This is a genomic window from Actinomycetospora rhizophila, from assembly GCF_042657905.1.
In the GTDB taxonomy this organism is placed as follows: Bacteria; Actinomycetota; Actinomycetes; order Mycobacteriales; family Pseudonocardiaceae; genus Actinomycetospora; species Actinomycetospora rhizophila.
Window position 1 is genome coordinate 298,665 of record NZ_JBHSKG010000005.1, and the last position, 24,850, is coordinate 323,514.

Here is a 24,850-nt window from a genome sequence, read left to right on the forward strand (position 1 = left end):
TGGTCTTCGTCTGTGCTGGTCAGTGATGGTGCCGCGTAGCGCTGATCATCAGCGCTGACGCCTCGCTAGCGACCGTGGTGTGACGTAAGCGGCCACCTAAGCGGACGGTCGGGCCGACGACTCGCCCTCTGCGGGGTCGACCGCGATCTTGATCTTCTGACCGACGGGCAGGACGTAGAAGCTGGAGCCCGATCACCACGCTGAAGCCGAGCCCGGGCTGCGGGCGCCGGTGCCACTCAGCGCCCGATCGTGAGCCTGGTCAGGTCGATCAGCGCAGTCACGCAGCGCTTCGCTCGGTGACGAGGTCGAGCGCGATGTCGACGATCATGTCCTCCTGCCCACCGACGAGCCGCCGCCGGCCGGCCTCGGTGAGGATGTCGCGGGTGTCGAGGCCGTAGTGGGCGGCGGCGTTCTCGGCGTGGCGCAGGAAGCTGCCGTAGACCCCGGCGTAGCCGAGGGTCAGCGTCTCGCGGTCGACGCGCACGGGGCGGTCCTGCAGGGGTCGCACGAGGTCGTCGGCGGCGTCCTGGAGGGCGAACAGGTCGCAGCGGTGGGTCCAGCCGTAGGTGTTCGCGACGGCGACGAACGCCTCGAGCGGCGTGTTGCCGGCGCCGGCGCCCTGGCCCGCGAGGGAGGCGTCGACTCGCGTCACGCCCTCCTCGACGGCGACGACGGAGTTGGCCACCGACAGCGAGAGGTTCTCGTGGGCGTGGATGCCGATCTGTGTCTCCGGCTCGAGCACGTCGCGGTAGGCGCGGATGCGCTCGGCGACGTCGGGCATGGTCAGGCGGCCGCCGGAGTCGGTGACGTAGACGCAGTGCGCGCCGTAGGACTCCATGAGCTTCGCCTGGCGGGCGAGCTCCGCGGGCGGGGCCATGTGGCTCATCATGAGGAACCCGGACACGTCCATGCCCAGCTCGCGAGCGGTGGCGATGTGCTGGGCGGCGACGTCGGCCTCGGTGCAGTGGGTGGCGACGCGCACCGAGCGCACGCCGAGCTCGTGGGCCCGCGTCAGCTCCTTGATGGTGCCGATGCCGGGCAGCAGCAGGGTGGTGAGCACGGGGCTGTTCTCGCTGGCCTCGATCGCCTCGGCCGCGGCGGTGATCCACTCCCAGTCGGTGTTGGAGCCGGGCCCGTAGGTCAGGCTCGCGCCGGCGAGGCCGTCGCCGTGGGAGACCTCGATGGCGTCGACGCCGGCGTCGGCGAGCGCGCGGGTGATCGTGCCGACCGCGTCGGGGGCGAGGCGGTGGCGGATGGCGTGCATGCCGTCCCGCAGGGTGACGTCCTGGACGTAGAGGTGGGTCATCGCGTGCTCCGGGTGGCCAGTTCCTCGCCGACGCGCAGGGCGGCCGAGGTCATGATGTCGAGGTTGCCGGCATAGGCCGGGAGGTAGTGCGCGGCGCCCTCGACCTCGAGGAACACCGACACCTGGTGGGTCGGGCGGGGCGCGTCGCCGATGAGCGTGTGCAGCGGCTGGTCGTCGGGGATCGCGCGGACCTGGACGGCCTGCTTGAGTCGGTAGCCGGGGACGTACTCGGCGACGGTCTTGACCATGGCCTCGACCGCGGTGCTGATCTCGGCGGCGAGCAGCTGCTCGTCCCGGGCCTCGGCGGCGCCGCCGACCAGGCACAGCACGGTGTCACGCATGATCAGCGGCGGCTCGGCCGGGTTGAGCACGATGATCGCCTTGCCGCGCCCGGCGCCGCCGACCTGCTCGATGGCGGCCGCCGTCGTCTCGGTGAACTCGTCGATGTTGGCGCGCGTGCCGGGGCCGGCGGACCTCGACGCGATGGACGCGACGATCTCCGCGTACGGGACGGTGACCACCGACGCGACGGCGGCGACGATCGGAATCGTGGCCTGGCCGCCGCAGGTGACCATGTTGACGTTCGCCACGTCGCCGAGGTCGTCGAGGTTGACCGGCGGCACGACGTAGGGGCCGATCGCGGCGGGCGTCAGGTCGACGAGGCGCTTGCCGTACGGGCTCAGGACCTCGGCGTTCGCGATGTGCGCCTTGGCCGACGTCGCGTCGAACACGATGTCGATCTCGTCGAAGCCGTCGAGCTCCGTGAGGCCCTGCACGCCCGTGTCGACCGCGGCGATGCCGAGGCGTCGGGCGCGGGCGAGGCCGTCGGAGTCGGGGTCGATGCCGACCATGGCGGCGACCTCGAGCGTCTCCGAGAGCCGGACGATCTTGACCATGAGGTCGGAGCCGATGTTGCCGGACCCGATGACGGCGACCTTGGTGGTCACGGGTTCTCCTTCGCGAACGTGATGGCCACGTCGCCGAGGCCGGTGATCCGGGCGGTGAACCGGTCGCCGGGCTCGACCGGGACCATCGGGCCGAGCGCGCCGGAGAGCACGACGTCGCCCGCGCGCAGCGGGTCGCCGAGGTCGCGGGCCGTGCGGGCGAGCCAGGCCAGCGCGGCGAGGGGGTCGCCGAGGCAGGCGGCGCCGGTGCCCTCGGAGACGGTCCCACCGGCCCTCTCGAGCGTTCTTGTGACGCCGACCGGCTCCGTGGTGCGCAGCGCGACCTGCTCCGGACCGAGCACGTAGAGCCCGCTCGACCCGTTGTCGGCGACCGTGTCGCCGAAAGTGATGTCCCACCCGGCGATGCGGCTGTCGACGATCTCGAGGGCGGCGCGCTGGTGGTCGACGGCGGCGCGGACCGTCGCGTCGGTGATCTCTCCGTCGAGGTCGGCGCCGAGCACGAACGCGACCTCGGCCTCGATCCGTGGCTGCAGGAGGCGGCCCGCTGCGACGGTGCCGTCGTGGTCGACGGCCATGTCGTCGAACAGCACCCCGAAGTCCGGGGAGTCGACGCCGAGCTGGGCCTGCACGGCGGGGTTCGTCAGCCCGATCTTGCGCCCGACGACCCGGGCCCCCGCGTCGGTGCGGTGCGCGGTCAGGCGGCGCTGCACGGCGTACGCGGCGTCGACGTCGTCGGTGCCGATGAGGTCGCGGAGCGGGGCGCACGGCGCTCCTGTGGCGGCGGCGTCGAGCAGACGGTCGGCGGCCTCCTGCACACCAGGGGCGAGTGGGGTCGAGGCAGTCGTGGGTAGGGGCATCGAAGAGTCCTGGCCTCGTGGAGGAAGGACCCGGCGCCGGGGCCGGATCAGCTCGGACTGGTGGTGTGATTCACGGGCAGGAAGGTCTCGAGCTGGGCGACGAACTCGCTGAGCCGCTCGATCTGGGTCCAGTGCCCGCAGTGGCCGAAGACGTGCAGACGGGAGTTGGGGATCAAGTTGTGGAGGTCGAGTGAGGACTGCAGTGGAATGACTCTGTCCTCGCGGCCGTGCACGATCAGGGTTTCGTGCTCGACGGCGGCGATCTCGGCGTCGCTGAGGGCCAGGGCGTCGACTCCGTTCTGGCGCGGAGCCGGGAACATCGCCGAGTAGGACTCCTGCACTCCGGGCCGTACCGAGGCCTGGTAGCGCAGTTCGGCCAGGTCGGGGCCGAGCAGGGTCTGGTCGTAGGCGAACACGCCGAGCAGTTCCTGCATGTTCTCGACGGAGGGCTCGTAGCCCCACACCGCGTCGAGGCCGGGGGTGATCGGGAACGAGGTGCCGGCGCTGCCCATCAGGACCAGGCGCTCGACCCGGTTCGGGTAGCGGCTGGCCAGCCAGAGACCGAGTGCGCCGCCGAAGCTGTTGCCGACGATCGAGACCCGCTCGAGTTCGAGGGCATCGAGGAATCCGATGAGGTGCTCGACCCAGTTCTCTCGGGTGAAGGCGAAGTGGTCGGGGCGCTCGGTGTAGCCGAAGCCGATGATGTCCGGGGCGAGCACTCGCCGGCGGGCGGCGAGCTGCGGGATGACCCCGCGCCAGTTGGCCCACGCCGAGACGCCCGGGCCGGAGCCGTGGATGAGCAGGACCGGCTCGCCGGCGCCGTGGTCGTGGTAGTTCGTCAGCACGCCCGCGGCTCGGACACTCGAGCCCACCTCGGGGTTGGCGCTCTCTCCTCCCGACGACAGGCCAGCGGGCGCGTAGGTCTGGGTCATCGTTTCTCCAGGGGCCGATGGCGGAGTCCGCGACTCCTCGTGGGCGCTGCTCGCCAGGCCGTCGGGGTCCCCGCGCAGACGGCGTCGGACCAAGTCACAGCCTCAGACGACAGCGAAACTTTCGCTGAGGTTAGCAGTGCTCCGGACCACGGGGAAGAGAAGGTTGCCAGTTCAGAGGCGTTGACAGCTGCCGAGGGGCGTGCCTATCTTCATTCACATTGACGAACTTGAGAGCAGGATCACGGGCTGGTCCTGACTCGTTCGGCCCCGCCAACCGCGGCAATGACGCTGAAGGGAAGTACCGCCATGACGCAGGTCGCCGACGCGCCAGGCTCCACCAGCACCACCTCGGAGGAGCGCCGTCCGTTCACCGGCGCGGAGTACCTCGCGAGCCTCGACGACGGCCGGGAGGTCTGGCTCGACGGCGAGCGGGTGGGCAACGTGGCCGAGCACCCGGCCTTCCGGAACACGGCACGGATGGTGGCCCGGCTCTACGACGCGATGCACGACCCCGCGAACCAGGGCACGCTGGCCGTGCCCACCGACACCGGGAACGGCGGCTTCACGCACCCGTTCTACAAGGCGCCGTACTCGCCGACCGAGCTCCGTGCGGGAGCCGAGGGTGTCGCGGAGTGGGCCCGCATGACCTACGGCTGGCTGGGGCGCAGCCCCGACTACAAGGCGGCGTTCCTGTCGACCCTGGGGTCGCACACCGAGTTCTACGCGCCGTACCAGGACAACGCTCGGCGCTGGTACACCGAGTGCCAGGAGCGGCTGCTCTACGTCAACCACGCCATCATCAACCCGCCGGTCGACCGTGGTCTGGGCATGGAGGCGGTAGGGGATGTGTTCATGCGGGTCCTGGAGGAGACCGACGACGGGCTGATCGTCTCCGGGGCCAAGGTCGTCGCCACGAACTCGGCGCTGACGCACTACAACTTCGTCGGCAACTACGGCCTGCCGGTGAAGTCGAAGGAATTCTCGGCCATGTTCATGGTGCCCATGGCCACCCCAGGCGTGAAGCTGATCTGCCGCCAGTCCTACGAGCTCAACGCGGCCACCAACGGCGACCCCTTCGACTACCCGCTCTCGAGCCGGCTCGACGAGAACGATTCGATCCTCGTCTTCGACCGCGTTCTCGTGCCCTGGGAAAACGTCTTCTGCTACGACGTCGACAAGGCCAACGAGTTCTTCGCCGGATCCGGATTTGTCTTCCGCGCGATGCTGCACGGCTGCGTGCGGCTGGCGGTCAAGTTCGACTTCCTCGTTGGCCTGCTCACCAAGGCCCTGGAGATGACCGGCACGTCGGAGTTCCGCGGTGTCCAGACCCGGGTCGGCGAGCTGGTCTGCCTGCGCAACCTGTTCTGGACATGCGTCGACTCCATGGTCGACAACCCGGTGGCGTGGGCGGACGGGACATGTGTCCCCAACCCCGACGCCGCCTCGGTCTACCGGCTGATGATGACCCAGGCCTACCCGCGCGCGAAGGAGATTTTCGAGCAGGACGTGGCCAGCGCACTAATCTACCTGCCGTCGAGCTCGAGGGACTGGAAGAACCCGGAGCTACGCCCCTACCTCGACCAGTTCGTCCGAGGCTCGGCCGGCCGCACCGCCGAGGACCGGGTCAAGCTCATGAAGCTGATCTGGGACGCCATCGGCTCAGAGTTCGGCGGCCGCCACGAGCTGTACGAGCGCAACTACTCGGGTAACCACGAGAACCTGCGCATCGAGGCGTACATGGGCCAGAAGATGTCCGGCCAGATCGACAGCTACCGCGCGATGGTCGACCGCTGCCTTACGGAGTACGACCTCGACGGCTGGACCGTGCCCGACCTGGTCAACAACGACGACGTCCGCCGCCACGTGGGCGGCTGAGTTCCCGGCTCCTCGGACCGGGCGGCATCGCACACGCCTGCGACGCGTGCACGATGTCGCTCGGACCGAGCGAACCTCGACCGGACCGCACCGCTGCAGACCAGGAAGGAGGCCGACGTGGCACGCAAGTCTGGTGGGTCCCGCGCCGAGGAGCTGGCCGACGAGATCGAGATGGACATCCTGCGAGCAGCCATGCCCGCGGGAACCCGTCTTGGGCTGCGCACCGAGCTCATCGACCGCTACCAGGTCAGCCCCGGGGTCATGAACGAGACGCTGCGGCTGCTCAGGGCCCGCGAGATCATCGTCGTCAAGCAGGGCCAGTCCGGCGGGGTGTACGTCGCCGACCAACCCCCCGGCGTCCGCCTCGGCGCGCTCGACCTCTGGTTCCAGGGCATGACCGTCCCGCCCCTGCAAGTCTTCGAGTCCCGCACCCTGCTCGAGGACATGTTCAACACCCTGGCCCTCGAGCGCGCCGGAGCCGAGGACCTCCCCGCGATCGAGAGCGCGCTGCGCTCGATGACCGAGCGGGCCCAGGACGCACGAGGCTTCTTCGAAGCCAACGTCGAGTTCCACCGGGCCATCGCTCGCTCCACCCGGGTGGAGGTGCTCGTGGGGCTCTACGACGCGATGGTCACCGTGCTGACCGGCAGCCTCGTTCGCGCGGCGTGGACCGAAGGCCACGAAGCCACGATCGATCACAATCTCAGGGTCCACGCGCAGATCCTCGAGGCCATCCGAGCGGGCGACCGCAAGCGCCTCGAGACCGCGACACGCCTGCACCACGTCGACATGGTCAGCATCAGCGAGCCGGAGAAGTCGCCGGCCGCCCCGCTCGACCTTCACTCCACCAGCGCGGCGACGACTCGACGACAGAACAGCACCGGCTGACGACAGACCGCTGCCGCCAGCCGCGCCCCACCACTCGGCCCTCGGGAAAGGACCACGTCATGACCACTGTCGAAGCGGCCGACCTGCGGTCCTGCCTCGGGCGATTCGCCACCGGGGTCACCGTCGTGTCATACGCCGCCGACGGCAAGCCGCGAGGGGCCACCGTCAACGCCTTCAGCTCGGTCTCCCTCGACCCGCCGCTGGTACTGGTCTCGATCGCGCGCAGCGCCAAGGCCTGCCCGTTGCTGGAGAACAGCGCCTTCTGCGTCAACGTGCTGGCCGCCGACCAGGTCGACATCGCCATGAACTTCGCCGGCAAGCCCACCGACCGGCCCGTGCACTGGGACCACGGCGACTGGGCGCCGCGGCTGCGCGAATCCCATGCTTGGCTCGAGTGCAAGCCCTGGCGCGCCTACGACGGCGGCGATCACGTCCTCTACCTCGGTGAGGTACAACAACTGTCCATCCGGGCGAGCAGCGAGCCGCTGCTCTTCCACGCCGGCAGCTTCCTGCGTCGTGGCGACGGCCTCGATCGAGATGGCCAACGGATCGGTCGCGCCATCGGGCACCCGTTGCCACCGGCCCCCGCAGAAGACGAGGACGAGATCCATCGCTTCGCCCGCGAAGGGTTCGCCGAAGGCTGGCTCTGACCTCTCGGGCGACCTGTCGCCCGCCGCACTCGTGCTGTACATCCACCGCGACCCGGCGAACAAGTCGCAGCGATGGCGCACGCCTCCCGACGACCCGCTTACGCGGCAGCCCGCTGGCTACCGCCGATGAAAGGAGATGGTCCGGTGTCGACCGCGACCGAGTCCCGCCCCTCGAACGTCGAGTACGTCGAGGTAACCACCCCACGGGTGCACAACCTGCACCACGTCGAAGTTCTCACTCCGAAGCCCGACGAGTCGCTCGACTTCTTCACCCGCGTCCTCGGCCTGCACGAGACCCACCGCGAGGGCCAGTCGGTGTACCTGCGTGGCGCCGGCGAGTGGGCCCGCTATTCCACCAAGCTGACCGAGGCCGGAGCCCCCGGCCTCGGGCACATGGCCTGGCAGGTCGCCGAACCCGACCAGGTGCAGGGCTGGGCCCGGCGGCTCAAGGAGGCCGGCGTCGAGCACAAGTTCGAGGACGGCGGCACTCGATTCGCCCAGGGCGAGACGCTCAGCTTCACCGGCCCCTTCGGGCACCGCACCGAACTGTTCTACGACTTCGAGCGCTACGAGGACCCGAACCCCTCGGCGCTGCTCAGCCAGCCCATGAAGTTCCCGACCCCGGGCATCGGCGCCCGTCGCCTCGACCACCTCAACATCACCGCGGCCAACGTCGACGAGGCCCGCGACTGGTACTCCGACGTGCTCGGCTTCAAGCTGCGCGAGGCCGCCCGCACCCCCGAGGGCGACATCGGGGTCTGGATGTCGGTCACCTCGCAGGTCCATGACCTCGCGATCATGCGAGACGGCATGGGGGAGCGCGGCCGCCTGCACCACATCGCGTACTACCTCGACACCCCCGAGACGCTCCTGCGTGCTGCGGACACGTTCGTCGAGGAAGGCACCCCCATCGACGCCGGCCCCGGCAAGCATGGGCTCACCCAGGCGTTCTTCATCTACGTCTTCGAGCCCGGCGGCAACCGCGTCGAGCTGTTCTCCGGCGGCTACCCCATCCACGGGCCGGACTGGAAGCCGATCATCTGGGACGGCGCAGCCATCGAGAAGGCCATCGTCTGGTACGGCGGGCAGCTGCCCGACACGTTCTTCAACATCGCCACCTGACCGGCGTCGGGCTGCCGGCGGCACGAGACGGCCGCCGGGAGCCCCGGTCAGGTATGCGCGCCATCGGAGGACCGGCGACATGATTGCCAACCTCACCGCCGAGGCGATTCCGCCCAGGATCTGGAGAGGCCCGGAGGACGTACCGCCCAGCATGCGCGCCAGCGTCGTCACCGTCGGGGTCTTCGACGGTATGCACCGCGGACATGCCCGACTCGTCGACACCGCCGTGCGGCACGCGCGCGAGCGTGGACTGCCAGCAGTACTGATCACCTTCGATCCCCATCCCGCGCAGGTCCTCGGGCTCCCCAAGGACACGTCACGGCTGTCGTCGCTCACTCACCGAGCCGAGCTCGCGCGCCAGCGGGGTATCGACGCGGTGTACGTGCTGAGCTTCACCAGCGAACGGGCAAGGCAGAGCTCCGAGGACTTCGTCGACGACGTTCTCGTCGGCACGCTCCACGCGAAGGCCGTTGTCGTCGGCGCCAACTTCACGTTCGGGCACCGAGGTACTGGCACTGTGCGGACCCTCCACGACCTCGGTCAGCGCGGAGGCTTCACAACCCACGCCGTGCCGCTGCTCGCCGACCTCGGGGCCGCCACGTCCTCGACCCGAGTACGGAGGTGCCTTCGGAACGGCGACGACGGCGGAGCTGCGGTGGCACTCGGACGCCCTCATCGCATCGAAGGCCGGTTGGTGCCCCTCGAGATGTACGACGGTGCCTTCATCCCTGTGCCCGACAGCGCCCTTCCGGCGCCCGGGCGCTACACCGCCCAGGTCGTCGGTGGCGGATGTGTCGAACTCACCGTCACCGTTGATGGATCGATGCTCGTCCAGAGTCCTCTCGTCGCCGGGCCCGCGACCATCGAGCTCGACGGCAAGGACTACCGCGTTGGGTCGACAAGGACCTTCATCTTCTGACCGGCGTGCAGGGCGTCGAAGCCTTCGGTGACGACGTCGGTGAGGGCGATCTTCTCGACCCAGCCGGGTGGTGTCGTAGTGGCCGCAGCCCGTGAGGTCGATCACACGGCGCGGTAGTCGTCGGCGGTGTAGCAGAGCGTGCCCTGGATGCGCTTCTCGCCCATGACGAGGTGCAGCAGCGGGTCTCGAGGGGCTTCTCGTAGATCGCGACGCTGACCATCGTGCGGGCGGACCGATCGAGGCCAGCGCGGCCTCGACCGCGGGCGCGAGACCGGGACAACGCCCGTGATCGGTGCGCCCCGCGCACGAGGGCCGCGCCGGACGGGGTCGCAATGGATACGGGGCCCGTCCGCTCAGGCTGTCGTGGGCCGGCTCGCGCGTGCGGTTCGCGAGCAACACCCGTTGATCGATTTCGACCCGCTTGCAGGGTGCTACGGCACCACGGCACGTCGGCTGGACCTCACCACTGCCATTGGTCCTGGAGCACCTGCTCCTCGACGGCGTCCGGATCGTCGAGGTCGACGACCTCCCGACGATCGCGGTCCACGTGCTCTGGCGTGATGGCGACGACGACCCGGCCCCCGCACCGTGTGCTGGAGACCTCGCGGGATTTGCTTCCTTCGATCCCGGAGGTTCCGGTGACGGGCTGGACGACGGCGTCCGACCGCCTCGCTCGGACTCGTGTCTGGCAGGTTCGACGATCTCGTTGGCGCGCCCGGACCGGAGTAAACGGCCGGTGGATCGATCTGCGATCTGATCGAAGATCGCTCCGTAGAGCCGTGACCAGCAGAAAGAGTGCGCCGTCAGGGACTCGAACCCCGAAGTCACGGTCTTAAGGGTGATGTCTGGTCGTCGTTCGTGCTGGTCAGCGGACATGCTGCCGCCCGTCGATCATCAGCGGTGAGCCGTCGACGGCAGCCTTGGTGTGACGTAAGCGGTACCCAAAGCGGGACCGGTCCGCTCGCTTCGAGGTGACCTGTTATCGGACATGGCGGTGCCGGCCGGCCGATCTACCTTCGGGCGATGAGCCCCCTGGACGGCATCCTCGTCGCGGACTTCAGTCGAGTGCTGGCCGGTCCGCTGGCGACGGTGACGCTCGCGGACCTCGGCGCGACCGTGGTCAAGGTCGAGCGTCCGGGTTCGGGCGACGACACCCGTCAGTGGGGTCCACCGTGGACTCCGCACACGAGCGCCTACTTCGAGTCGGCCAACCGAGGCAAGCAGTCGGCCTGCCTTGACCTCGACGACCCCGACGATCTGGAGACCGCGCGGGCGCTGGCGACGGACGCCGACGTCGTCGTCGAGAACTTCCGCGTCGGGGCGCTCGAGGGGAGAGGCCTGGGGTACGCCGCAGTGTCTGAGGCCAACCCGCGGGTCGTGTACTGCTCGGTCTCTGGGTTCGGCTCGGGTGCCGGCTCGGAGCTACCCGGCTACGACTTCATCGCTCAGGCCGTCGGTGGGCTGATGAGCATCACCGGTGACGCCGGCCCCACGAAGGTCGGAGTCGCCCTGGTCGACGTGCTGACCGCCAAGGACGCCACCGTCGGCATCCTGGCCGCCCTCCGCGAGCGCGACGCCTCCGGCCGCGGGCAGCACATCGAGGTCAACCTGCTGTCCAGCCTGCTCGGCTCTCTCGTCAACCAGGCGACGTCCTACCTGGCGACGGGACGGTCACCCGGACTGCTCGGCAACACCCACCCGTCGATCGCTCCGTACGAGACGCTGATGTGCAGGGACGCCGCGCTCGCCGTCTGCTGCGGCAACGACCGTCAGTTCCGCCGCCTCGCCGAGACCGTTGGACGTCCCGAGCTCGCCGACGATGCTCGGTTCCGAACGAATGCCGACCGTGTGGAGCACCGGCCGGACCTCGTCACGGCCCTGGAGGAGGCACTCGGTGCGGACATCGCCGAGCGGTGGGCACGGCGACTCACCGGCGTCGGCGTGAGGGCCGGGTGCGTCGGCGACATCGCTTCTGCGCTCGAGCTGGCGGACGCCCTCGACCTGGCCCCACTGGTCGACGTCGGTTCCGAGGCGTTGCCGCAGGTCCGCAACCCGGTCAGCTACTCCCGCACCCCGATCACCGGCTACCGCCGCCCGCCCCACCTGGGGGAGCACACCGAGCTGGTGCGGCAGAGGGTGACCCGGCGGACGACTCCCTGTCAGCGGCCCGGGCCGTAGAGGCCGAACCGGAGTGCCGGGTCGTCGGCACGCCAGGTGTTGGCGAACTGGGAGCGGTGGCCCATCATCGCCACGCGGTCGATGAGCTGGTTGCCGAGCTCGAGCTGTCCCGGCTCCCAGCGCTTGAGGGCGGTGGGGATGTCCCCGCCGGCGCCGCCGAGGTGCTCGTAGAGGTTCCACGCGTCGTCGGCGGCCTTCGCTGTGCCTGCGGCGGCGTGTGGACGGGCGGCGAAGGCGGCGTCGCCGATGATCGCGACCCGGCCGTCGATCATGCCGGGGATGCGGGTGTCGAACACGACCTGGACGTAGGGCTGCTCGGTGCGCTCGACGACCTCGGCGAAGGCCGGCGCCAAGTGCTCACCCGCGGCGGCCCGGAGCTCATCGACGTAACGCTGCTGTACCGCTGCAGGGTGGATGGAGACGGGCGCCTCGAAGCCGCGGGTGTCGGTGCAGAGCTCCTGCAGCTCGGGTCCCTCGGGGACGTTGCGATACCAGACGTAGTTGAGCAGGCGGGCGCCCGGCTCGAGCTCTCCGTCCCACCCGGGAATCTGGTACATGACGATGTGGGTGTGGGGAGCGCGTCCGTAGTTCAGGGCGTCGTCGAGCGCCTCGTAGGTCTCGCGGCTCACCTGGTCCTCGCGCAGCGTGCCCCGCCAGCCGACGTAGCCGGAGTACCGCCGCTCGAGATCGGGGAACATCCGCCGACGGGCGGTGGAGCTGATGCCGTCGGCGAAGACGACGAGGTCGGCGTGCTCGACCCGGCCGCTGACGAAGCGCACCTCGACCTTCTCGTCGTCCTGGGAGAACCCCGCGCAGTGCTCCCCGAGGTGGTAGCGCTCGCGGCCGAAGTCGGCGAGCAGGGCGCGGTAGACCGTCCCCCACGAGGTGTAGCGCCACTCGGCCGGTTCGTCGTAGACGACCTCGTTGTTCCCGGCGAGGTAGCGAAGGCGGCTGCTGTGGGTGCTCAGCTCCTCGATCTTGCGCGAGCTGCGCCCGTCGAACCACTTCACGGTGATCGGCTGGAGCACGATCCCGCCGCCGCGGTGGTCGAGCTCCTCGGGGGTCCGCTCGAACACCTCGACCGAGAAGCCGAGTTCGCGCAGCAGCAGCGCGCTGGTGAGTCCGCCGATGGAGCCGCCCACCACGACGGCGCGTGAGCCAACGTATGAGTGCACGCCGAGTCCTCCCTGACTTGCTGCGGTCGTCGTCACATCGTGACCGCCGCAGGCGAGCAGGTGGATGTGGCGAGCCACAGTCCTGCCGCGTTCGACTGTGTCCCTCGACAGGGAACCTCAGGCGATCGCGCCGGGAACCCCGGTGCCGAGGACGTCCTCGGCCATCAGCGCGACCTTCAGCCGAAGGAGGGCCTCGGGCTGCTGGATCGAGATGTCGACCAGCTCCTCCACCTTCTTTAGCCGCAGCGCGACGGTGTTGGGGTGGACGTAGAGTTCGCCCGCCGCGCGGGCGACGCTCATGCCCTGGTCGAGGTAGACCCGCAGCGTCGATACGAGCGTCGCCTTCTTCCGCTCGTCGTACTCGCGCAACGGTCGCAGCGTGTGCTCGGTGAAGCGGACGAGCTCGCGGGGGTCGTTGAGCTGCAGGAGCAGGCCGTACACCCCGAGGTCCGGAAGGGCGACCGTGCGATCGGCGCCGTGGAGACGTGCGAGCTCCAGGGCCCCCCGCGCGGTCCGCACGGCGGAGCGCACGGAGTCGACCTCTTCGCACCGGTGCCCGATCGCCACGGTCACGGTCTTCCCCGCGAGGGCCCGACGTCCGGCAGTACGGATCTCTGCGGCGGCGTCGCTCGCGCCCGTCGCGGTCGAGGCGGCCGGCCACAGCACGATGACGTGTTCCCCCCAGGTCGTGACGAGGGGGCGGGGCTCACAGCGGTCCGCGACGGTCTGGGCTGCGCCGAGCACCAGGCGCATCCGGTTCGCATCGGCTGGGCCGTCCGGGGCGGCGAGCAGGACGGTATGGGCGCGGGTCAGGTCGTGCCCGAGAGGCACGGCCCGAGCCGCGACCGATGCCGCGCTGGACGTCTCGGAGAGCAGGTCGGTGAGCAGGTCGCCGCGCAAACGCCATTCGACGTCGACCGCGGTCCGACGGCGGAGGACCTCGAGAGCGCAGACAACAGCCGCGTGCTCGAGAGCCCGCCGCTGGAGCTCGGTGAGCTCGGCGAGTCGACCGGGCAGCCACAACCGAGCGACCACCTCGCGGCCGAGCAGGACGGGCGCACACACCCGCCCGGTGGCCGCGTCCTCGCCGATGTCGTCGCCCGGCGGGGTGGCGCTGCCCTCCTCGGGTGCCAGCAGCACGCCGTCGTAGCGGGCGTTGGCGGCGACGCCGCCGCTGTCGTCGGTGACCAGGACGGGGCGGGAGAGCAGCCGGGCCAGGGCCTCGGTGACCCCCTGCATGCCGCCGGCCCGTAGCGCGACGGCGGTGAGTTCCCGGTGGATGTCCTCGGCTTGCTCGAGCATGCTGCTCTGCTCGGTGAGCGAACGGATGAGTCGCGCACTCTGGAGTGCGGTTCCGGCCTGGTTGGCCACCGTGGCGAGCAGGGCGAGTTCGTCGTCGCCGAACTCGTGCACCTGCCGGCGATAACAGTTCAGCGTGCCGACGGGTTCACCGGCGATGACGAGGGGGACGGCGACGATCGCCCTCCAGCCGTGGTCGGTGGCCACCTTCGCCCACGGTTCGAACGACGGGTCGGCGAGGATGTCGGCGATCGGCACGGGTTCCGCGTCGCGGAAGGCGCGGCTCGACGGGCCGTCGGCGAGCGGCCCGGAGCCGAGCTCGATGGTGTGCCGCTCGTTGACGCGCTCGATGTACTCCGTGGTGATCCCGTGCGAGCCGCTGATGAGCAGGCGCTCACCCGCGTCGTCGGTGAGCAGGACACCGGAACCCTCGTACCCCGTGAGCTCGCACGCGGTGCGCGCGATGAGGTCGAGGAGCTCGGGCAGCGGCGTCTGGGCGTTCACGGCGGCCGCAATTGCGCCCACACCGGCCAGCCAGCGCCGCACCTCGTTATTCGGGAAGGTCGACACCCGCGCTGCCCTCCTCCTCTCGGTGGGCACATCACCAGTGGTGAGCCCACACGCTGTGGCTTCTCACAGTCCGCCCCAGTGTGACCCAGCGTACGTTCCCGCGGACAGGGCCTCTTCGGGCCCGATCACCACCACACGACGAGGGGACGTGGCGATGAAGCCGCCTCGGTTCTTGTACTGCGACCCGGAGACCCTCGACGAAGCGGTCGCGCTCAAGACCCAGCACGAGTTCGACGCCCTGGTGCTCGCCGGGGGCCAGAGCCTCATGCCGATGCTCAACATGCGGCTGGCCGGTCCTGACGTGCTCATCGACATCAACGGCGTCACCGACCTGCAGCGCATCACCCGTACCGACGGTGTCCTCGAGATTGGCGCCGGGGTCCGCCAGTCCGTCCTCGAGGCGGACGCGCAGGCCGCGGCCGCCGTCCCGTTGATCGCTGCGGCCATGCCGCACATTGGCCACATCGAGAACCGGCACCGGGGGACCGTCGGGGGCAGCATCGCGCACGCCGACGCCGCGGCGGAGCTCCCGTGCACCGCGATCACGCTCGACGCGGTCGTTGTGGTCCGCAGCGAGCGGGGCGAGCGGGAGATCCCGGCCGCCGACTTCTTCCAGGGCTTCCTCACCAACAGCTGTGAGCCCGACGAGCTCGTGGTCGCGGTCCGCTACCCGGTCACCGCGCCGTCCGCCGGATCGGCCTTCGTCGAGTTCGCCCGGCGCGAGGGCGACTTCGCGCTCGCCTCCGCCGGGGCCGTCGCCGAGGTCGACGGTTCCGGGCGCTTCGCGAATCTGGCCGTCGGCGTCGGCAGCATCACCACCGAGCCGGTCCGGGCCCGCGCCGTCGAGGAGGCCCTCGTCGGGCGCGACGTCACGCCCGAGGCGATCCGCGAGGCCGCCGGGCTCATCACCGAGTCGGTGACCGTCGGCGACGACATGCACGCCACCGCCACCTACCGCCGGCACCTCGCCACCACCGTCGTCTCCCGCGCCGTCGCGGCCGCCGCGGCCGACGCGCAGAACAGGAGCTCCTCGTGACCACCGCCGAGAACCCGGCGATCGCCTCCGACACCCGGACCATCACGCTGCGGGTCAACGGGCGGGAGGTCACGCGCGCCGTGTCCACCCGCACGACGCTGTCGGACTTCCTGCGCGACGACCTGGACCTGGTCAGCGTCCACCTCGGCTGCGAGCACGGCGTGTGCGGCTGCTGCACGGTCCTGCTCGACGGCGAGTCGGTCCGCTCCTGCCTCATGCTGGCCGTGCAGGCTCGCGGTCACGAGGTCGAGACCGTCGAGTCGCTGTCGGCGGACCAGAACAACCTGCACCCCATCCAGCAGAGCTTCGCCGAGGAGCAGGGTCTGCAGTGCGGGTTCTGCACCCCGGCCATGGTGCTGCGCTGCAAGGAGCTGCTCGGCGAGCGCCGCGAGCGCACGGACGAGGAGGTCCGCCGCGAGATCTCCGGGATCCTCTGCCGCTGCACCGGCTACCAGAACATCGTCAACGCGGTGCAGAACGCCGGCCGCAAGCTCGCCGGGGAGGCCTGAGATGACCGCGACCCAGGAGCCGACGGCCGTCACGCACGGCGGCACCAAGCCCGCCTACAAGTACATCGGCACGGACCGCAAGCGCGTCGAGGACCCCCGGCTGCTGGTGGGCCGCGGCGGCTACATCGCCGACATGAAGATGCAGGGGCTGCTGCACGCGGCGATCCTGCGCAGCCCTCTGCCGCACGCGCGCATCGTCTCGATCGACACCTCGGCCGCCGAGGCGATCCCCGGTGTCGTCGCCGTGATCACCGGCGAGGACTGCAAGGCCCACATGAACCCCTGCATGAACTTCGGGCCGCCGACGATCGCCCAGTACCCGATCGCCGTGGACAAGGTCCGCTACGTCGGGGAGTGCGTGGCCGTCGTCGTGGCCGAGAGCCGCTACGTCGCCGAGGACGGCATCGAGGCCCTCGAGGTCGAGTTCGACGATCTGCCGGCGGTGACCGACCCGCACGCAGCCCTCGCCGACGACGCCGCCCTGCTCCACGAGGAGCACGGCAGCAACCTCGGGTACGAGCGCACGTTCGAGTTCGGCGACATCACGAAGGCCATGGACGACGCGAGCTTCGTCGTCGAGGAGACCCTGCACTGGGGCCGCTCGGCCGGCATGCCGATGGAGACCAGCGGCGCGATCGCCCGCCCGGGCACCAACGGCGTCCTCGAGGTCTACTGCAACTCCCTGAACTTCAGCTACCTGCAGTTCCTCGTCGCCGGCGCGCTGCGCATCCCCTCGAACAAGCTCAAGATGCAGCCCGTCGCGGCCGGCGGGAGCTTCGGCAGCAAGTTCACCGCGCACAAGGTGCCGACGCTCGCCGCGTTCCTCGCACTGCGCACGGGCCGGCCCGTCTCCTACGTCGAGGACCGCCTCGACCACCTTATGAACTCCGACCACCACGCCTCGGACCGCTACTACGAGGCCCGGATGGGGTTCACCGAGGACGGGATGATCACCGGCCTCGACGTCGACGTCGTCGACGACTACGGCGCCTACCTCCAGTTCGGGGTCGGCACCCACGGCAACGCGCTCTCGCAGGGCACCGGGCCCTACCGGTTCCGGGATCTGCGCTACAAGCTGCGTGCCGCGCTGACCAACAAGTGCCAGCAGGGCGCCTACCGCGGCTTCGGCTCCGAGGTGCACAACTGGGTGCTCGAGCGCCTTGTCGAGCAGGGCGCGAAGAAGCTCGGTCTCGCCTCGGAGGAGATCCGGCGGCGGAACTTCATCATGCCGGACGAGTTCCCCTACAAGATCCCCTGCGGGAACGTCTACGACAGCGGTGACTACCCCCAGGTACTGGACAAGGCGCTCGGGATGATCGACGTCGCGTACTGGCGCAAGGAGAAGGAGCGCCTCCGCAAGGAGGAGGGCCGCTACATCGGGATCGGGATCGCCACCACCCAGGAGCGGTCGGTGTTCTCGTCGACCGAGTTCTGGTTCTGGTTCGACGAGCCCGCGTTCCCGATCACCTCCAGTCCGGAGAGCGCGACGATCACCATCGACCCGGCCGGACAGTTCCAGCTGCTCCTGCACTGCCAGGCGATGTGGGGCAACAGCCCCGAGACCGTGTCCACGACCGTGCTCGCCGAGGAGTTCGGCGTCGAACCCGAGTCGGTCAACGTCTCCTACGCCGACACGTCGCGAGCGCTCCCGGGAACGGGACCCGGCGGCAGCCGGTACACGGTGATGGTGGCCGGCGCCGTGCGTGGTGCGTCGCGGAAGCTGAAGAAGAAGCTCATCGACATCGCCGCGCACAGCCTCGAGGTCTCGCCCGACGACCTCGAGCTCGTCGACGGCCAGGTGCAGGTGGTCGGTGCCCCCGAGCGCTCGATGGGCATCCCCGAGCTGGCGGCATCGGCCTACTTCTTCGCGCTCAACCTCCCGCCCGGTATGGAGAGCGGCCTCGAGGAGGCCTACACCTACGATCACCCGTACACGACGCTGCCGTCGGCCGACCGCACGGACCTGGGCGTCTTCTACCCGATCATGGGGCACGCCTGCCACATCGCGGTGATGGAGGTCGACCCGGACACCGGGGGCACCTCGTTCCTCGACTACGTGGCCGTGCACGACGCGGGCACCGTGGTCAACCCGAAGAGTCTCGGCGGCCACGTCACCGGCGGCTCGACCCAGGGTCTCGGTACCGCGCTGTACGAGGAGCTCGCCTACGACGCCGAGGGCCAGTTCAACTCCGCGACGTTCCTGGACTACCTCGTACCGTCGGCGACCGAGGTGCCGACCTTCCGGATGGGCCACGTCGAGACCCCGTCGCCGTACACCGAGTACGGGATCAAGGGCGGCGGCGAGGGCGGCCGGATGGTCACCCCGTCGGTGGTCTCGGCCGCGATCGACGATGCCCTGGCCGAGTACGGGATGCACGTGCGCGAGCTGCCCGTCCGGCCGTCGGTGATCGTGCAGACCGTCCAGGACGCCCTGCACGGCAAGCAGTGAGAGCTGCCGGGCGCGACGGAACCGCACCGTCGCGCCCGGCTCCCTCTCCCGATCATTCCGACCTCGGAGGACCTCCGTTGCCGTCCCCCTTCCGTTCGCCGACCGAGCTCGCCGAGGGGCTGGAGGGCGTCGGCTACCTCGCCGACGACGCGCTGGCCATGGCCGCGCACCTGGCCCTCGGACTCGACCGTCCCCTGCTGCTCGAGGGCGCCAACGGGGTCGGGAAGACCGAGGTGGCCGCGGCACTGGCCCAGCTGCTCGGACGCGACCTCGTCCGGCTCCAGTGCTACGAGGGCCTCGACGCCACCCAGGCCCTCTACGACTGGCACTACGCGCGTCAGCTCCTCGACGTCCGGGCCGGCGGCTCGTCGTCCTCCGCCGACGTCTTCACCCGTGCCTACCTGCTGCCACGGCCTCTCCTCACCGCGCTCGAGGCCGGGGACCGGGCGGTCCTGCTCATCGACGAGATCGACCGCGCCGACGACGAGTTCGAGGCCTTCCTCCTGGAGCTCCTCGCCGACTTCGCGGTGACCATCCCCGAGATCGGCCGCGTCGCCGCGCCGTCCCCGCCGCTGGTGGTGCTCACCTCCAACCGGACGCGTGACCTGCACACCGCGCTGCGCCGCCGCTGCCTCTACCACTGGGTCGCCCACCCCGACGCCGAGCGGGAGTACCGGATCCTGCTGGCGCGTGCTCCGCACATCGCTCCCGAGCTGGCGCGCCAGGTCGCCGACGGCGTCGCCCGCATCCGTGCGGCCGTGCTCGGCGCCCCGCCCGGGGTCGGGGAGGCCATCGACTGGGCCAGCGCCCTGCAGATGGTGGGCGCAGCGACGCTCTCCCCGGACGACGCCGCGGCGACGCTCAGCGCGCTCATCAAGGACGTCGACGACCAGCAACGCATCGCCGAGCGCATCGACGAGCTGGTCCCCACCGCCTCGTGAGCACCACCGAGGAGGCCGTCGAGCTCACGATGCGCACGTGCCTCGACCTCGCGGGGGAGCTGCGGGAGCGGGGCGTCCCGGTCGGGCCGGAACAGACCACCGCGCTCTGGTCGGCGCTGCATCAGCTCGACGTCCTGCGCCTGCGCGACCTCTACTGGGCGGGGCGCGTGGTGCTCGTCGGCGACCGTCGGCACTTCGCGGCTTATGACGCGGCGTTCCGGCGATCCGTGCTCGGCGAGAGCGACGACGGAGCGACCATCGAGGTCCCGCACCCCGTCGCGGTTCCGGTGGTGGACCGTGAGGAGCAGTCGGCCGGCACACCCGGCACCCGTGCCGCCGACCAGCTCGAGGACGAGGCCGACGACGCGCGGCTGACCCCGAGCGACGTGCGGGTGCTGAAAGCGAAGTCGTTCGCCGCGATGGACGCCGTCGAGCAACGCCGCGCGGCCTTGCTCGTGCGCCGTCTGGACGCCGAGCTTCCCCGACGCCGCGGACGGCGTCGCGTTCCGGCGGCCCGGGGACGGCACCTCGACACCCGGGGCATCCTGCGCTCGGCCCTGCGCACCGACGGCGAGCCGCTCCGTCTCGCTCGCCGGCGCCATCCCTGGCGCGAGCGGCCGATCACCCTCGTCGTGGACGTATCCGGCTCGATGGCGCCCTACGCCCTGGCCGTGCTCCGGTTCGCCCACGCCCTGCGGCACGCCGGGCACCGCGTCGAGGTGTTCACGATCGGCCTCGAGGCGAACCGCATCACCGACGAAATGGCCCGCCCGGCCGTCGACGCCGCGCTCGCCCGGATCAGCGCGTCGGTGCGCGACTGGGACGGCGGCACCCGCCTCGGCAGCTCGTTCGCCACTCTCGTCGAACGCTACGGCGGGCACCGTGCCCTGCGGGGCGCGGTCGTCGTGGTCTGCTCCGACGGCCTCGACCGCGACGATCCCGAGCTCCTCGGCGACGCGATGCGCGCCGTGCATCGCATCGCCCACCGCGTGCTCTGGCTGAACCCGCTGAAGGGTGATCCGCGCTTCCGGCCGCTGCAGCGCGGTATGGCCGCCGCCCTGCCGTCCGTCGACGTCCTCATGGCCGGGCACAACCTCCTCGCGCTCGAGCAGCTGTGCCTCGCCCTCGCGACGGCGCGCCAGCCCCGACCGACCCCGACGACCGGGAGGACCCCGTGACGCACCCGAACGCCGCCGATCGCATGGCCGCGGCCGCCCGCGCCTGGCTGGACGGCCTCGACGACGCGCAGCGCGCCGACGCCTGGTTCCCGTGGCCGTCGGAGGACGAACGCCACCGCTGGTACTACACGCCGACCGACCACGGTGGGCTCCCGCTGACCCGCCAGCGCCCGGCCCAGCAGAGCCTCGCGATGCAGCTGCTGCGAACCGGGACCTCGCGAGCGGGCTACGTCACGGCGACCACGATCATGGGGCTGGAGAACATCCTCGACGAGCTCGAGGGCTGGACCGTCGACTGGGGACGCGAGCGCGGCCGGGACCCGCAGCTCTACTGGATGCGCGTCTTCGGCGAGCCGGGCGGCGACGCGCCGTGGTCCTGGCGCTTCGGTGGGCACCACGTCTCGATCCAGCACGTCGTCGTCGACGGCGAGGTCCGGGGGAGCACCCCGTTCTTCCTGGGCGCCGACCCGGCGTCGTCGCCGCTGCTCGGGCCGCATCCCCTGCGTCCCCTGGCGGGTGCCGAGGACCTCGCCCGCGACCTCGTGCGCTCCCTCGACGAGCCGACGGCCGCGCGGGCCCTGCTCACGCCGGTGGCACCCGTCGACATCGTCGGCGGGAACCGGCCGCACGTCGCTGACGGGGATCTGCTGATGGCCCTGCCCGACGTGTGGCGCGGCCACTTCACCGAGCGGCGCCTGGCCGACCGTGTCGCGGCCATGCACTCCGGCGCGGAGGAGAAGGCCGGCGTCCGGCCCGAGGACCACGAGGCCGTGCGCCTCACCGACCCGCCCAAGGGTCTGCCCGCCGCCGACATGAGCGACGAGCAGCGCGACCAGCTGCGCGCGCTGCTCGGCGTGTACCTCGACCGCATCCCCGACGAGCTCGCCGACCGTGAGGCCGAGAAGTTCGCCGGCGACAAACTCCACGATGTCCACCTCGCGTGGGCGGGTGGCACAGAGCCCGGTCAGCCGCACTACTACCGGCTCCAGGGCCCGCACCTGCTCGTCGAGTACGACAACACCCAGCGCGACGTCAACCACGTCCACACCGTCTGGCGTGACCCCGAGAACGACTTCGGCGACGACGTCCTCGCCCGCCACCGCCAGAAGTTCCACGACGGCCCCTGAGGAGGGGATGCAGCATGGCCATCCAGGTGTCCAACGTCCGCGACGTCGCGGACGGCACGCAGGCCGGGCAGTTCGAGGTCGGCGACCGCTCGGCGGTGCCGAGCTTCGACGATCTCGACCCGGTCTACAAGCACCTGCTCGACGAGCCGATCACCGCCGTCATCGCGGTCATCGGAAAGACCGGGCGAGCGAACCTGACCCCGGTCTGGTTCGACTACGAGGGCGACCTCGTGCTGCTCAACCTCGCGTCCCACCGCAAGAAGGTCGACTGGCTGCGGAACAACCCGCAGGCGACGTTCATGCTGATGAACCCGGCCAACCCGTACCACTGGATGAGCATCAAAGGCACGGTCGCGCGGGAGGTCCACGAGGACGACCCCGACGAGGGCGAGCGGGTCACCGCGCAGATCGACAAGATGTGGGCGAAGTACATCCAGCAGCCCGGTGGCTACGCGCTGCGAGACCCGGACCGCGACGAGCGCCGCGTCCTGTTCGAGTTCAGCGTCGACTCAATCGCGACGTTCGGGCGCCCCTGAGCCGGTACACGACGACCCCCGACCGGCGTAGGGTCGGGGGTCGTTGCGTTGGCTGCCGGGTCAGGCCGAGAGAACGACCTTGACCGCGCCGGTCTCGCCCGGGCGCAGGAAGGTGTCGTAGCCCTGCTCCATCTCCGAGAGCGACATCCGGTGCGTGATCATCGGCGTGGCGTCCAGGGCGCCGGTGGCGATCGAGTTCATCAGCTGCGGGATCGTCAGGCCCGACGGGATGCCCGTGGTCAGCGTGATCTGCTTGGCCCACAGCTTCTCGACGTGCAGCGTCGCCGGACCCTCGTGCACGCCGATGTTGGCGATGTGTCCGCCGGAGCGCACCAGGTCGCACGCGAGCTCGAACGCCTCGGGGAACCCGACGGCCTCCACGGTGACGTCGGCGCCGAGCCCGTCGGTCAGCCGATTGACGACGTCGTGGACCTCGTCCTCGGTGACCGCATGCGTCGCGCCCATCTTCAGGGCGAAGTCGCGACGGGCGGCGGTGCGCTCGACGACGACGATGTTCTGCGGTGAGTAGAGCTTCGCCGTCAGCGCGGTGCTCAGCCCGACCGGGCCGGCGCCGACGATCACGACGGTGTCTCCGGGGGAGACCTTGCCGCGCAGGACGCCGACCTCGTAGCCGGTGGCGAGGATGTCGGTGAGGAAGAGAACCTGCTCGTCGGTCAGCGACTCGGGAATCTTGTACGCCGAGTTCCGGGCGTAGGGGATGCGGGCGTACTCGGCCTGCACGCCGTTCACGGTGTGCCCGAGGATCCAGCCGCCGGTGAGGCACTGGCCGTACATGCCGGCGGTGCAGAAGCGGCAGTAGCCGCAGGCGCTCACGCAGGTGGCGAGGATGCGGTCGCCGGCCTTGAGATTGCTGACCGAGGCGCCGACCTCCTCGACGATGCCGGTCGCCTCGTGGCCGAGGATGGTGCCCGGCACGCAGGTCGGGACACCGCCCGCGATGATGTGCGCGTCGGTGCCGCAGATCGTCGAGTGCGTGATCCGCATGATGAGGTCGGTGTCCTCGCGCAGCGTCGGATCGGGCTGATCCTTGTACGCGATCTGCTTCGGTCCGTCGTAGACGAGGCCCTTCATGCGAACTCCTTCGGTCGGCTGTGTGCCCTCGATCCTCGCCGCCGGAACAGCTGTGGTCGCTGGTGTGAGCCACTGCTCCACGGCATGCCGCTGTGTGTCGACACAGTCAGCGGAAGGCGGGAAGGCCGGTGACCGCCTGGCCGATGGAGAGGGCGTGCATCTCCTCGGTGCCCTCGTAGGTCAGGACCGTCTCGAGGTTCGCCATGTGCCGCATGACCGGGTACTCGAGGGTGATCCCGCTGCCGCCGAGCATGGTGCGGGCGGTGCGCGCGACCTCGAGGGCGGCGCGGACGTTGGCCATCTTCCCGAAGCTGACCTGGTGGTGGTGCAGCGTGCCTGCGTCCTTGAGCCGGCTGATCTGCAGGGCCACGAGGCCGGCCCGGTTGACCTCGACGACGAGGTCGGCGAGCTTGCGCTGGGTGAGCTGGAAGCCCGCCAGCGGCTTGTCGAACTGGTGGCGGTCGAGCGTGTAGCGCAGTGCGGTCTCGTAGCAGTTCCGGGCGGCGCCGACGACCCCGGCGAGGATGCCGAAGCGGGCCTCGCTCAGACAGGTCAGGGGGCCGCGTAGGCCCCGCACGTCGGGGAACGCCGCGTCCTCGGGCAGCCGGACGCCCTCGAGCACGAGCTCGGAGGTCACCGAGGCGCGCAGCGAGAGCTTGCGGTGGATCTCCGGCGCGCTGAAGCCCGGGGTGTCCGTCGGCACGACGAACCCGCGAATGCCCTCGTCGGTCTGCGCCCAGACGACGGCGACGTCCGCAGCGGTGCCGTTGGTGATCCACATCTTGGTGCCGTCGAGGACCCAGTCCGAGCCGTCACGGCGTGCGCGGGTGCGCATCGAGCCGGGGTCGCTGCCGGCGTCGGACTCCGTGAGCCCGAAGCAGCCGATGGCCTCGCCGGCGGCCATCGCGGGCAGCCACTGCTGGCGGTGCTCCTCGCTGCCCCAGCGGTGGATGGCCTTCATCGCCAGCGAGCCCTGGACCGAGACGAAGCTGCGCAGCCCGGAGTCGACGGCCTCGAGCTCGCGGCACGCGATGCCGTAGGCGGTGGCGCTCGTGCCGGCGCAGCCGTAGCCGGCGAGGTGCATGCCGAACACGCCGAGCTTGCCGAACTCGGCGGCGAGGTCGCGCACGGGCAGCCCGCCGTCGGAGTACCACTGCGCGACGTGGGGTGCGAGGCGCTCCTCGGCGAACTCGCGCACGGTGTCACGGATGGAGCGCTCGTCGTCGTCGAGACCGGCGTCGACGGCGAGGAAGTCGGAGGGATCGGGCGTCGACGGAGTCGTGGACATGCTCTCGACGCTAGGGAG

At 70.5% G+C, this 24,850-nt stretch carries 21 protein-coding genes; 13 read left to right on the plus strand and 8 right to left on the minus strand.

What is annotated here, in order from left to right; translation table 11 throughout:
- Nucleotides 1–277: 277 nt before the first annotated feature.
- The 4 genes from dmpG to ACFPK1_RS12805 form a co-directional block, all read right to left on the minus strand.
- Complete coding sequence (gene dmpG, locus ACFPK1_RS12790) at nt 278–1,306, minus strand: 4-hydroxy-2-oxovalerate aldolase (protein WP_378021300.1); 1,029 nt, start codon at nt 1,304–1,306, stop codon at nt 278–280.
- A complete protein-coding gene (locus ACFPK1_RS12795) occupies nt 1,303–2,253 on the minus strand; it encodes an acetaldehyde dehydrogenase (acetylating) (protein WP_378021301.1) in 951 nt (316 codons plus the stop codon). Before ACFPK1_RS12795 ends, dmpG begins: the two co-directional genes overlap by 4 nt.
- Nucleotides 2,250–3,026 (minus strand): 2-keto-4-pentenoate hydratase, encoded by a 777-nt coding sequence (locus ACFPK1_RS12800; protein ID WP_378021302.1) that lies wholly within the window; start codon nt 3,024–3,026, stop codon nt 2,250–2,252. Before ACFPK1_RS12800 ends, ACFPK1_RS12795 begins: the two co-directional genes overlap by 4 nt.
- A gap of 89 nt (nt 3,027–3,115) precedes the next feature.
- On the minus strand, nt 3,116–4,000 hold the full coding sequence (locus ACFPK1_RS12805; RefSeq protein WP_378021303.1) for an alpha/beta fold hydrolase: 885 nt from the start codon (nt 3,998–4,000) through the stop codon (nt 3,116–3,118).
- A 306-nt stretch (nt 4,001–4,306) separates the two neighbouring features.
- On the opposite strand from ACFPK1_RS12805, the gene ACFPK1_RS12810 reads away from it, so the two are divergent.
- From ACFPK1_RS12810 to ACFPK1_RS12835, 6 genes are all read left to right on the plus strand, one after another.
- Nucleotides 4,307–5,875, plus strand: a complete 1,569-nt coding sequence (locus ACFPK1_RS12810) for a 4-hydroxyphenylacetate 3-hydroxylase N-terminal domain-containing protein (protein WP_378021304.1) — start codon at nt 4,307–4,309, stop codon at nt 5,873–5,875.
- Between the two features lie 117 nt (nt 5,876–5,992).
- Nucleotides 5,993–6,763, plus strand: coding sequence for a FadR/GntR family transcriptional regulator (locus ACFPK1_RS12815; RefSeq protein ID WP_378021305.1), 771 nt, complete (start codon nt 5,993–5,995; stop codon nt 6,761–6,763).
- A 59-nt stretch (nt 6,764–6,822) separates the two neighbouring features.
- Nucleotides 6,823–7,413, plus strand: a complete 591-nt coding sequence (locus ACFPK1_RS12820; protein ID WP_378021306.1) for a flavin reductase family protein — start codon at nt 6,823–6,825, stop codon at nt 7,411–7,413.
- A 144-nt stretch (nt 7,414–7,557) separates the two neighbouring features.
- A complete protein-coding gene (locus ACFPK1_RS12825; protein ID WP_378021307.1) occupies nt 7,558–8,535 on the plus strand; it encodes a catechol 2,3-dioxygenase in 978 nt (325 codons plus the stop codon).
- 79 nt (nt 8,536–8,614) lie between these two features.
- On the plus strand, nt 8,615–9,454 hold the full coding sequence (locus tag ACFPK1_RS12830) for a cytidyltransferase (protein WP_378021308.1): 840 nt from the start codon (nt 8,615–8,617) through the stop codon (nt 9,452–9,454).
- Between the two features lie 1,023 nt (nt 9,455–10,477).
- Nucleotides 10,478–11,632, plus strand: coding sequence for a CaiB/BaiF CoA transferase family protein (locus tag ACFPK1_RS12835; RefSeq protein ID WP_378021309.1), 1,155 nt, complete (start codon nt 10,478–10,480; stop codon nt 11,630–11,632).
- Here the strand turns inward: ACFPK1_RS12835 and ACFPK1_RS12840 are convergent.
- Both ACFPK1_RS12840 and ACFPK1_RS12845 read right to left on the minus strand, forming a co-directional pair.
- The gene (locus tag ACFPK1_RS12840) at nt 11,614–12,807 is read right to left on the minus strand and encodes an FAD binding domain-containing protein (RefSeq protein WP_378021310.1); all 1,194 of its coding nucleotides are present in this window, start codon (nt 12,805–12,807) and stop codon (nt 11,614–11,616) included. The two genes, ACFPK1_RS12835 and ACFPK1_RS12840, sit on opposite strands and share 19 nt — an antisense overlap.
- 117 nt (nt 12,808–12,924) lie before the next feature.
- Nucleotides 12,925–14,676, minus strand: coding sequence for a helix-turn-helix domain-containing protein (locus ACFPK1_RS12845; RefSeq protein WP_378021311.1), 1,752 nt, complete (start codon nt 14,674–14,676; stop codon nt 12,925–12,927).
- Nucleotides 14,677–14,830: 154 nt separating this feature from the next.
- On the opposite strand from ACFPK1_RS12845, the gene ACFPK1_RS12850 reads away from it, so the two are divergent.
- The 7 genes from ACFPK1_RS12850 (at nt 14,831) to ACFPK1_RS12880 (ending at nt 22,452) form a co-directional block, all read left to right on the plus strand.
- Nucleotides 14,831–15,712: an FAD binding domain-containing protein gene (locus tag ACFPK1_RS12850; RefSeq protein ID WP_378021312.1), complete on the plus strand. Its 882-nt coding sequence runs from the start codon at nt 14,831–14,833 to the stop codon at nt 15,710–15,712.
- Nucleotides 15,709–16,221: a (2Fe-2S)-binding protein gene (locus ACFPK1_RS12855; protein ID WP_378021313.1), complete on the plus strand. Its 513-nt coding sequence runs from the start codon at nt 15,709–15,711 to the stop codon at nt 16,219–16,221. The genes ACFPK1_RS12850 and ACFPK1_RS12855 overlap by 4 nt, the downstream gene beginning before the upstream one ends.
- A 1-nt stretch (nt 16,222) precedes the next feature.
- Nucleotides 16,223–18,670 (plus strand): xanthine dehydrogenase family protein molybdopterin-binding subunit, encoded by a 2,448-nt coding sequence (locus ACFPK1_RS12860; RefSeq protein WP_378021314.1) that lies wholly within the window; start codon nt 16,223–16,225, stop codon nt 18,668–18,670.
- A gap of 77 nt (nt 18,671–18,747) precedes the next feature.
- Nucleotides 18,748–19,611, plus strand: coding sequence for an AAA family ATPase (locus ACFPK1_RS12865; protein ID WP_378021315.1), 864 nt, complete (start codon nt 18,748–18,750; stop codon nt 19,609–19,611).
- Entirely contained in the window at nt 19,608–20,789 is a 1,182-nt protein-coding gene (locus ACFPK1_RS12870; RefSeq protein WP_378021316.1) for a vWA domain-containing protein, read from the plus strand. The genes ACFPK1_RS12865 and ACFPK1_RS12870 overlap by 4 nt, the downstream gene beginning before the upstream one ends.
- On the plus strand, nt 20,786–21,916 hold the full coding sequence (locus ACFPK1_RS12875; protein ID WP_378021317.1) for a DUF3500 domain-containing protein: 1,131 nt from the start codon (nt 20,786–20,788) through the stop codon (nt 21,914–21,916). Before ACFPK1_RS12870 ends, ACFPK1_RS12875 begins: the two co-directional genes overlap by 4 nt.
- A gap of 14 nt (nt 21,917–21,930) precedes the next feature.
- Nucleotides 21,931–22,452 carry a pyridoxamine 5'-phosphate oxidase family protein gene (locus ACFPK1_RS12880; RefSeq protein ID WP_378021318.1) on the plus strand — a complete coding sequence of 174 codons (522 nt, stop codon included), beginning with the start codon at nt 21,931–21,933 and terminating at the stop codon, nt 22,450–22,452.
- A gap of 60 nt (nt 22,453–22,512) precedes the next feature.
- Here the strand turns inward: ACFPK1_RS12880 and ACFPK1_RS12885 are convergent, their stop codons facing one another.
- Both ACFPK1_RS12885 and ACFPK1_RS12890 read right to left on the minus strand, forming a co-directional pair.
- Nucleotides 22,513–23,544 (minus strand): alcohol dehydrogenase catalytic domain-containing protein, encoded by a 1,032-nt coding sequence (locus ACFPK1_RS12885; protein ID WP_378021319.1) that lies wholly within the window; start codon nt 23,542–23,544, stop codon nt 22,513–22,515.
- Nucleotides 23,545–23,650: 106 nt separating this feature from the next.
- The gene (locus ACFPK1_RS12890; protein WP_378021320.1) at nt 23,651–24,832 is read right to left on the minus strand and encodes an acyl-CoA dehydrogenase family protein; all 1,182 of its coding nucleotides are present in this window, start codon (nt 24,830–24,832) and stop codon (nt 23,651–23,653) included.
- Between the last annotated feature and the right edge of the window lie 18 nt (nt 24,833–24,850).

Coding starts and splice junctions, on each gene's coding strand:
- dmpG (WP_378021300.1), bottom strand. CDS start 1,306: ATGACCCACCTCTACGTCCAGGACGTCACCCTGCGGGACGGCATGCAC.
- ACFPK1_RS12805 (WP_378021303.1), bottom strand. CDS start 4,000: ATGACCCAGACCTACGCGCCCGCTGGCCTGTCGTCGGGAGGAGAGAGC.
- ACFPK1_RS12810 (WP_378021304.1), top strand. CDS start 4,307: ATGACGCAGGTCGCCGACGCGCCAGGCTCCACCAGCACCACCTCGGAG.
- ACFPK1_RS12820 (WP_378021306.1), top strand. CDS start 6,823: ATGACCACTGTCGAAGCGGCCGACCTGCGGTCCTGCCTCGGGCGATTC.
- ACFPK1_RS12830 (WP_378021308.1), top strand. CDS start 8,615: ATGATTGCCAACCTCACCGCCGAGGCGATTCCGCCCAGGATCTGGAGA.
- ACFPK1_RS12835 (WP_378021309.1), top strand. CDS start 10,478: ATGAGCCCCCTGGACGGCATCCTCGTCGCGGACTTCAGTCGAGTGCTG.
- ACFPK1_RS12850 (WP_378021312.1), top strand. CDS start 14,831: ATGAAGCCGCCTCGGTTCTTGTACTGCGACCCGGAGACCCTCGACGAA.
- ACFPK1_RS12860 (WP_378021314.1), top strand. CDS start 16,223: ATGACCGCGACCCAGGAGCCGACGGCCGTCACGCACGGCGGCACCAAG.
- ACFPK1_RS12880 (WP_378021318.1), top strand. CDS start 21,931: ATGGCCATCCAGGTGTCCAACGTCCGCGACGTCGCGGACGGCACGCAG.
- ACFPK1_RS12885 (WP_378021319.1), bottom strand. CDS start 23,544: ATGAAGGGCCTCGTCTACGACGGACCGAAGCAGATCGCGTACAAGGAT.
- ACFPK1_RS12890 (WP_378021320.1), bottom strand. CDS start 24,832: ATGTCCACGACTCCGTCGACGCCCGATCCCTCCGACTTCCTCGCCGTC.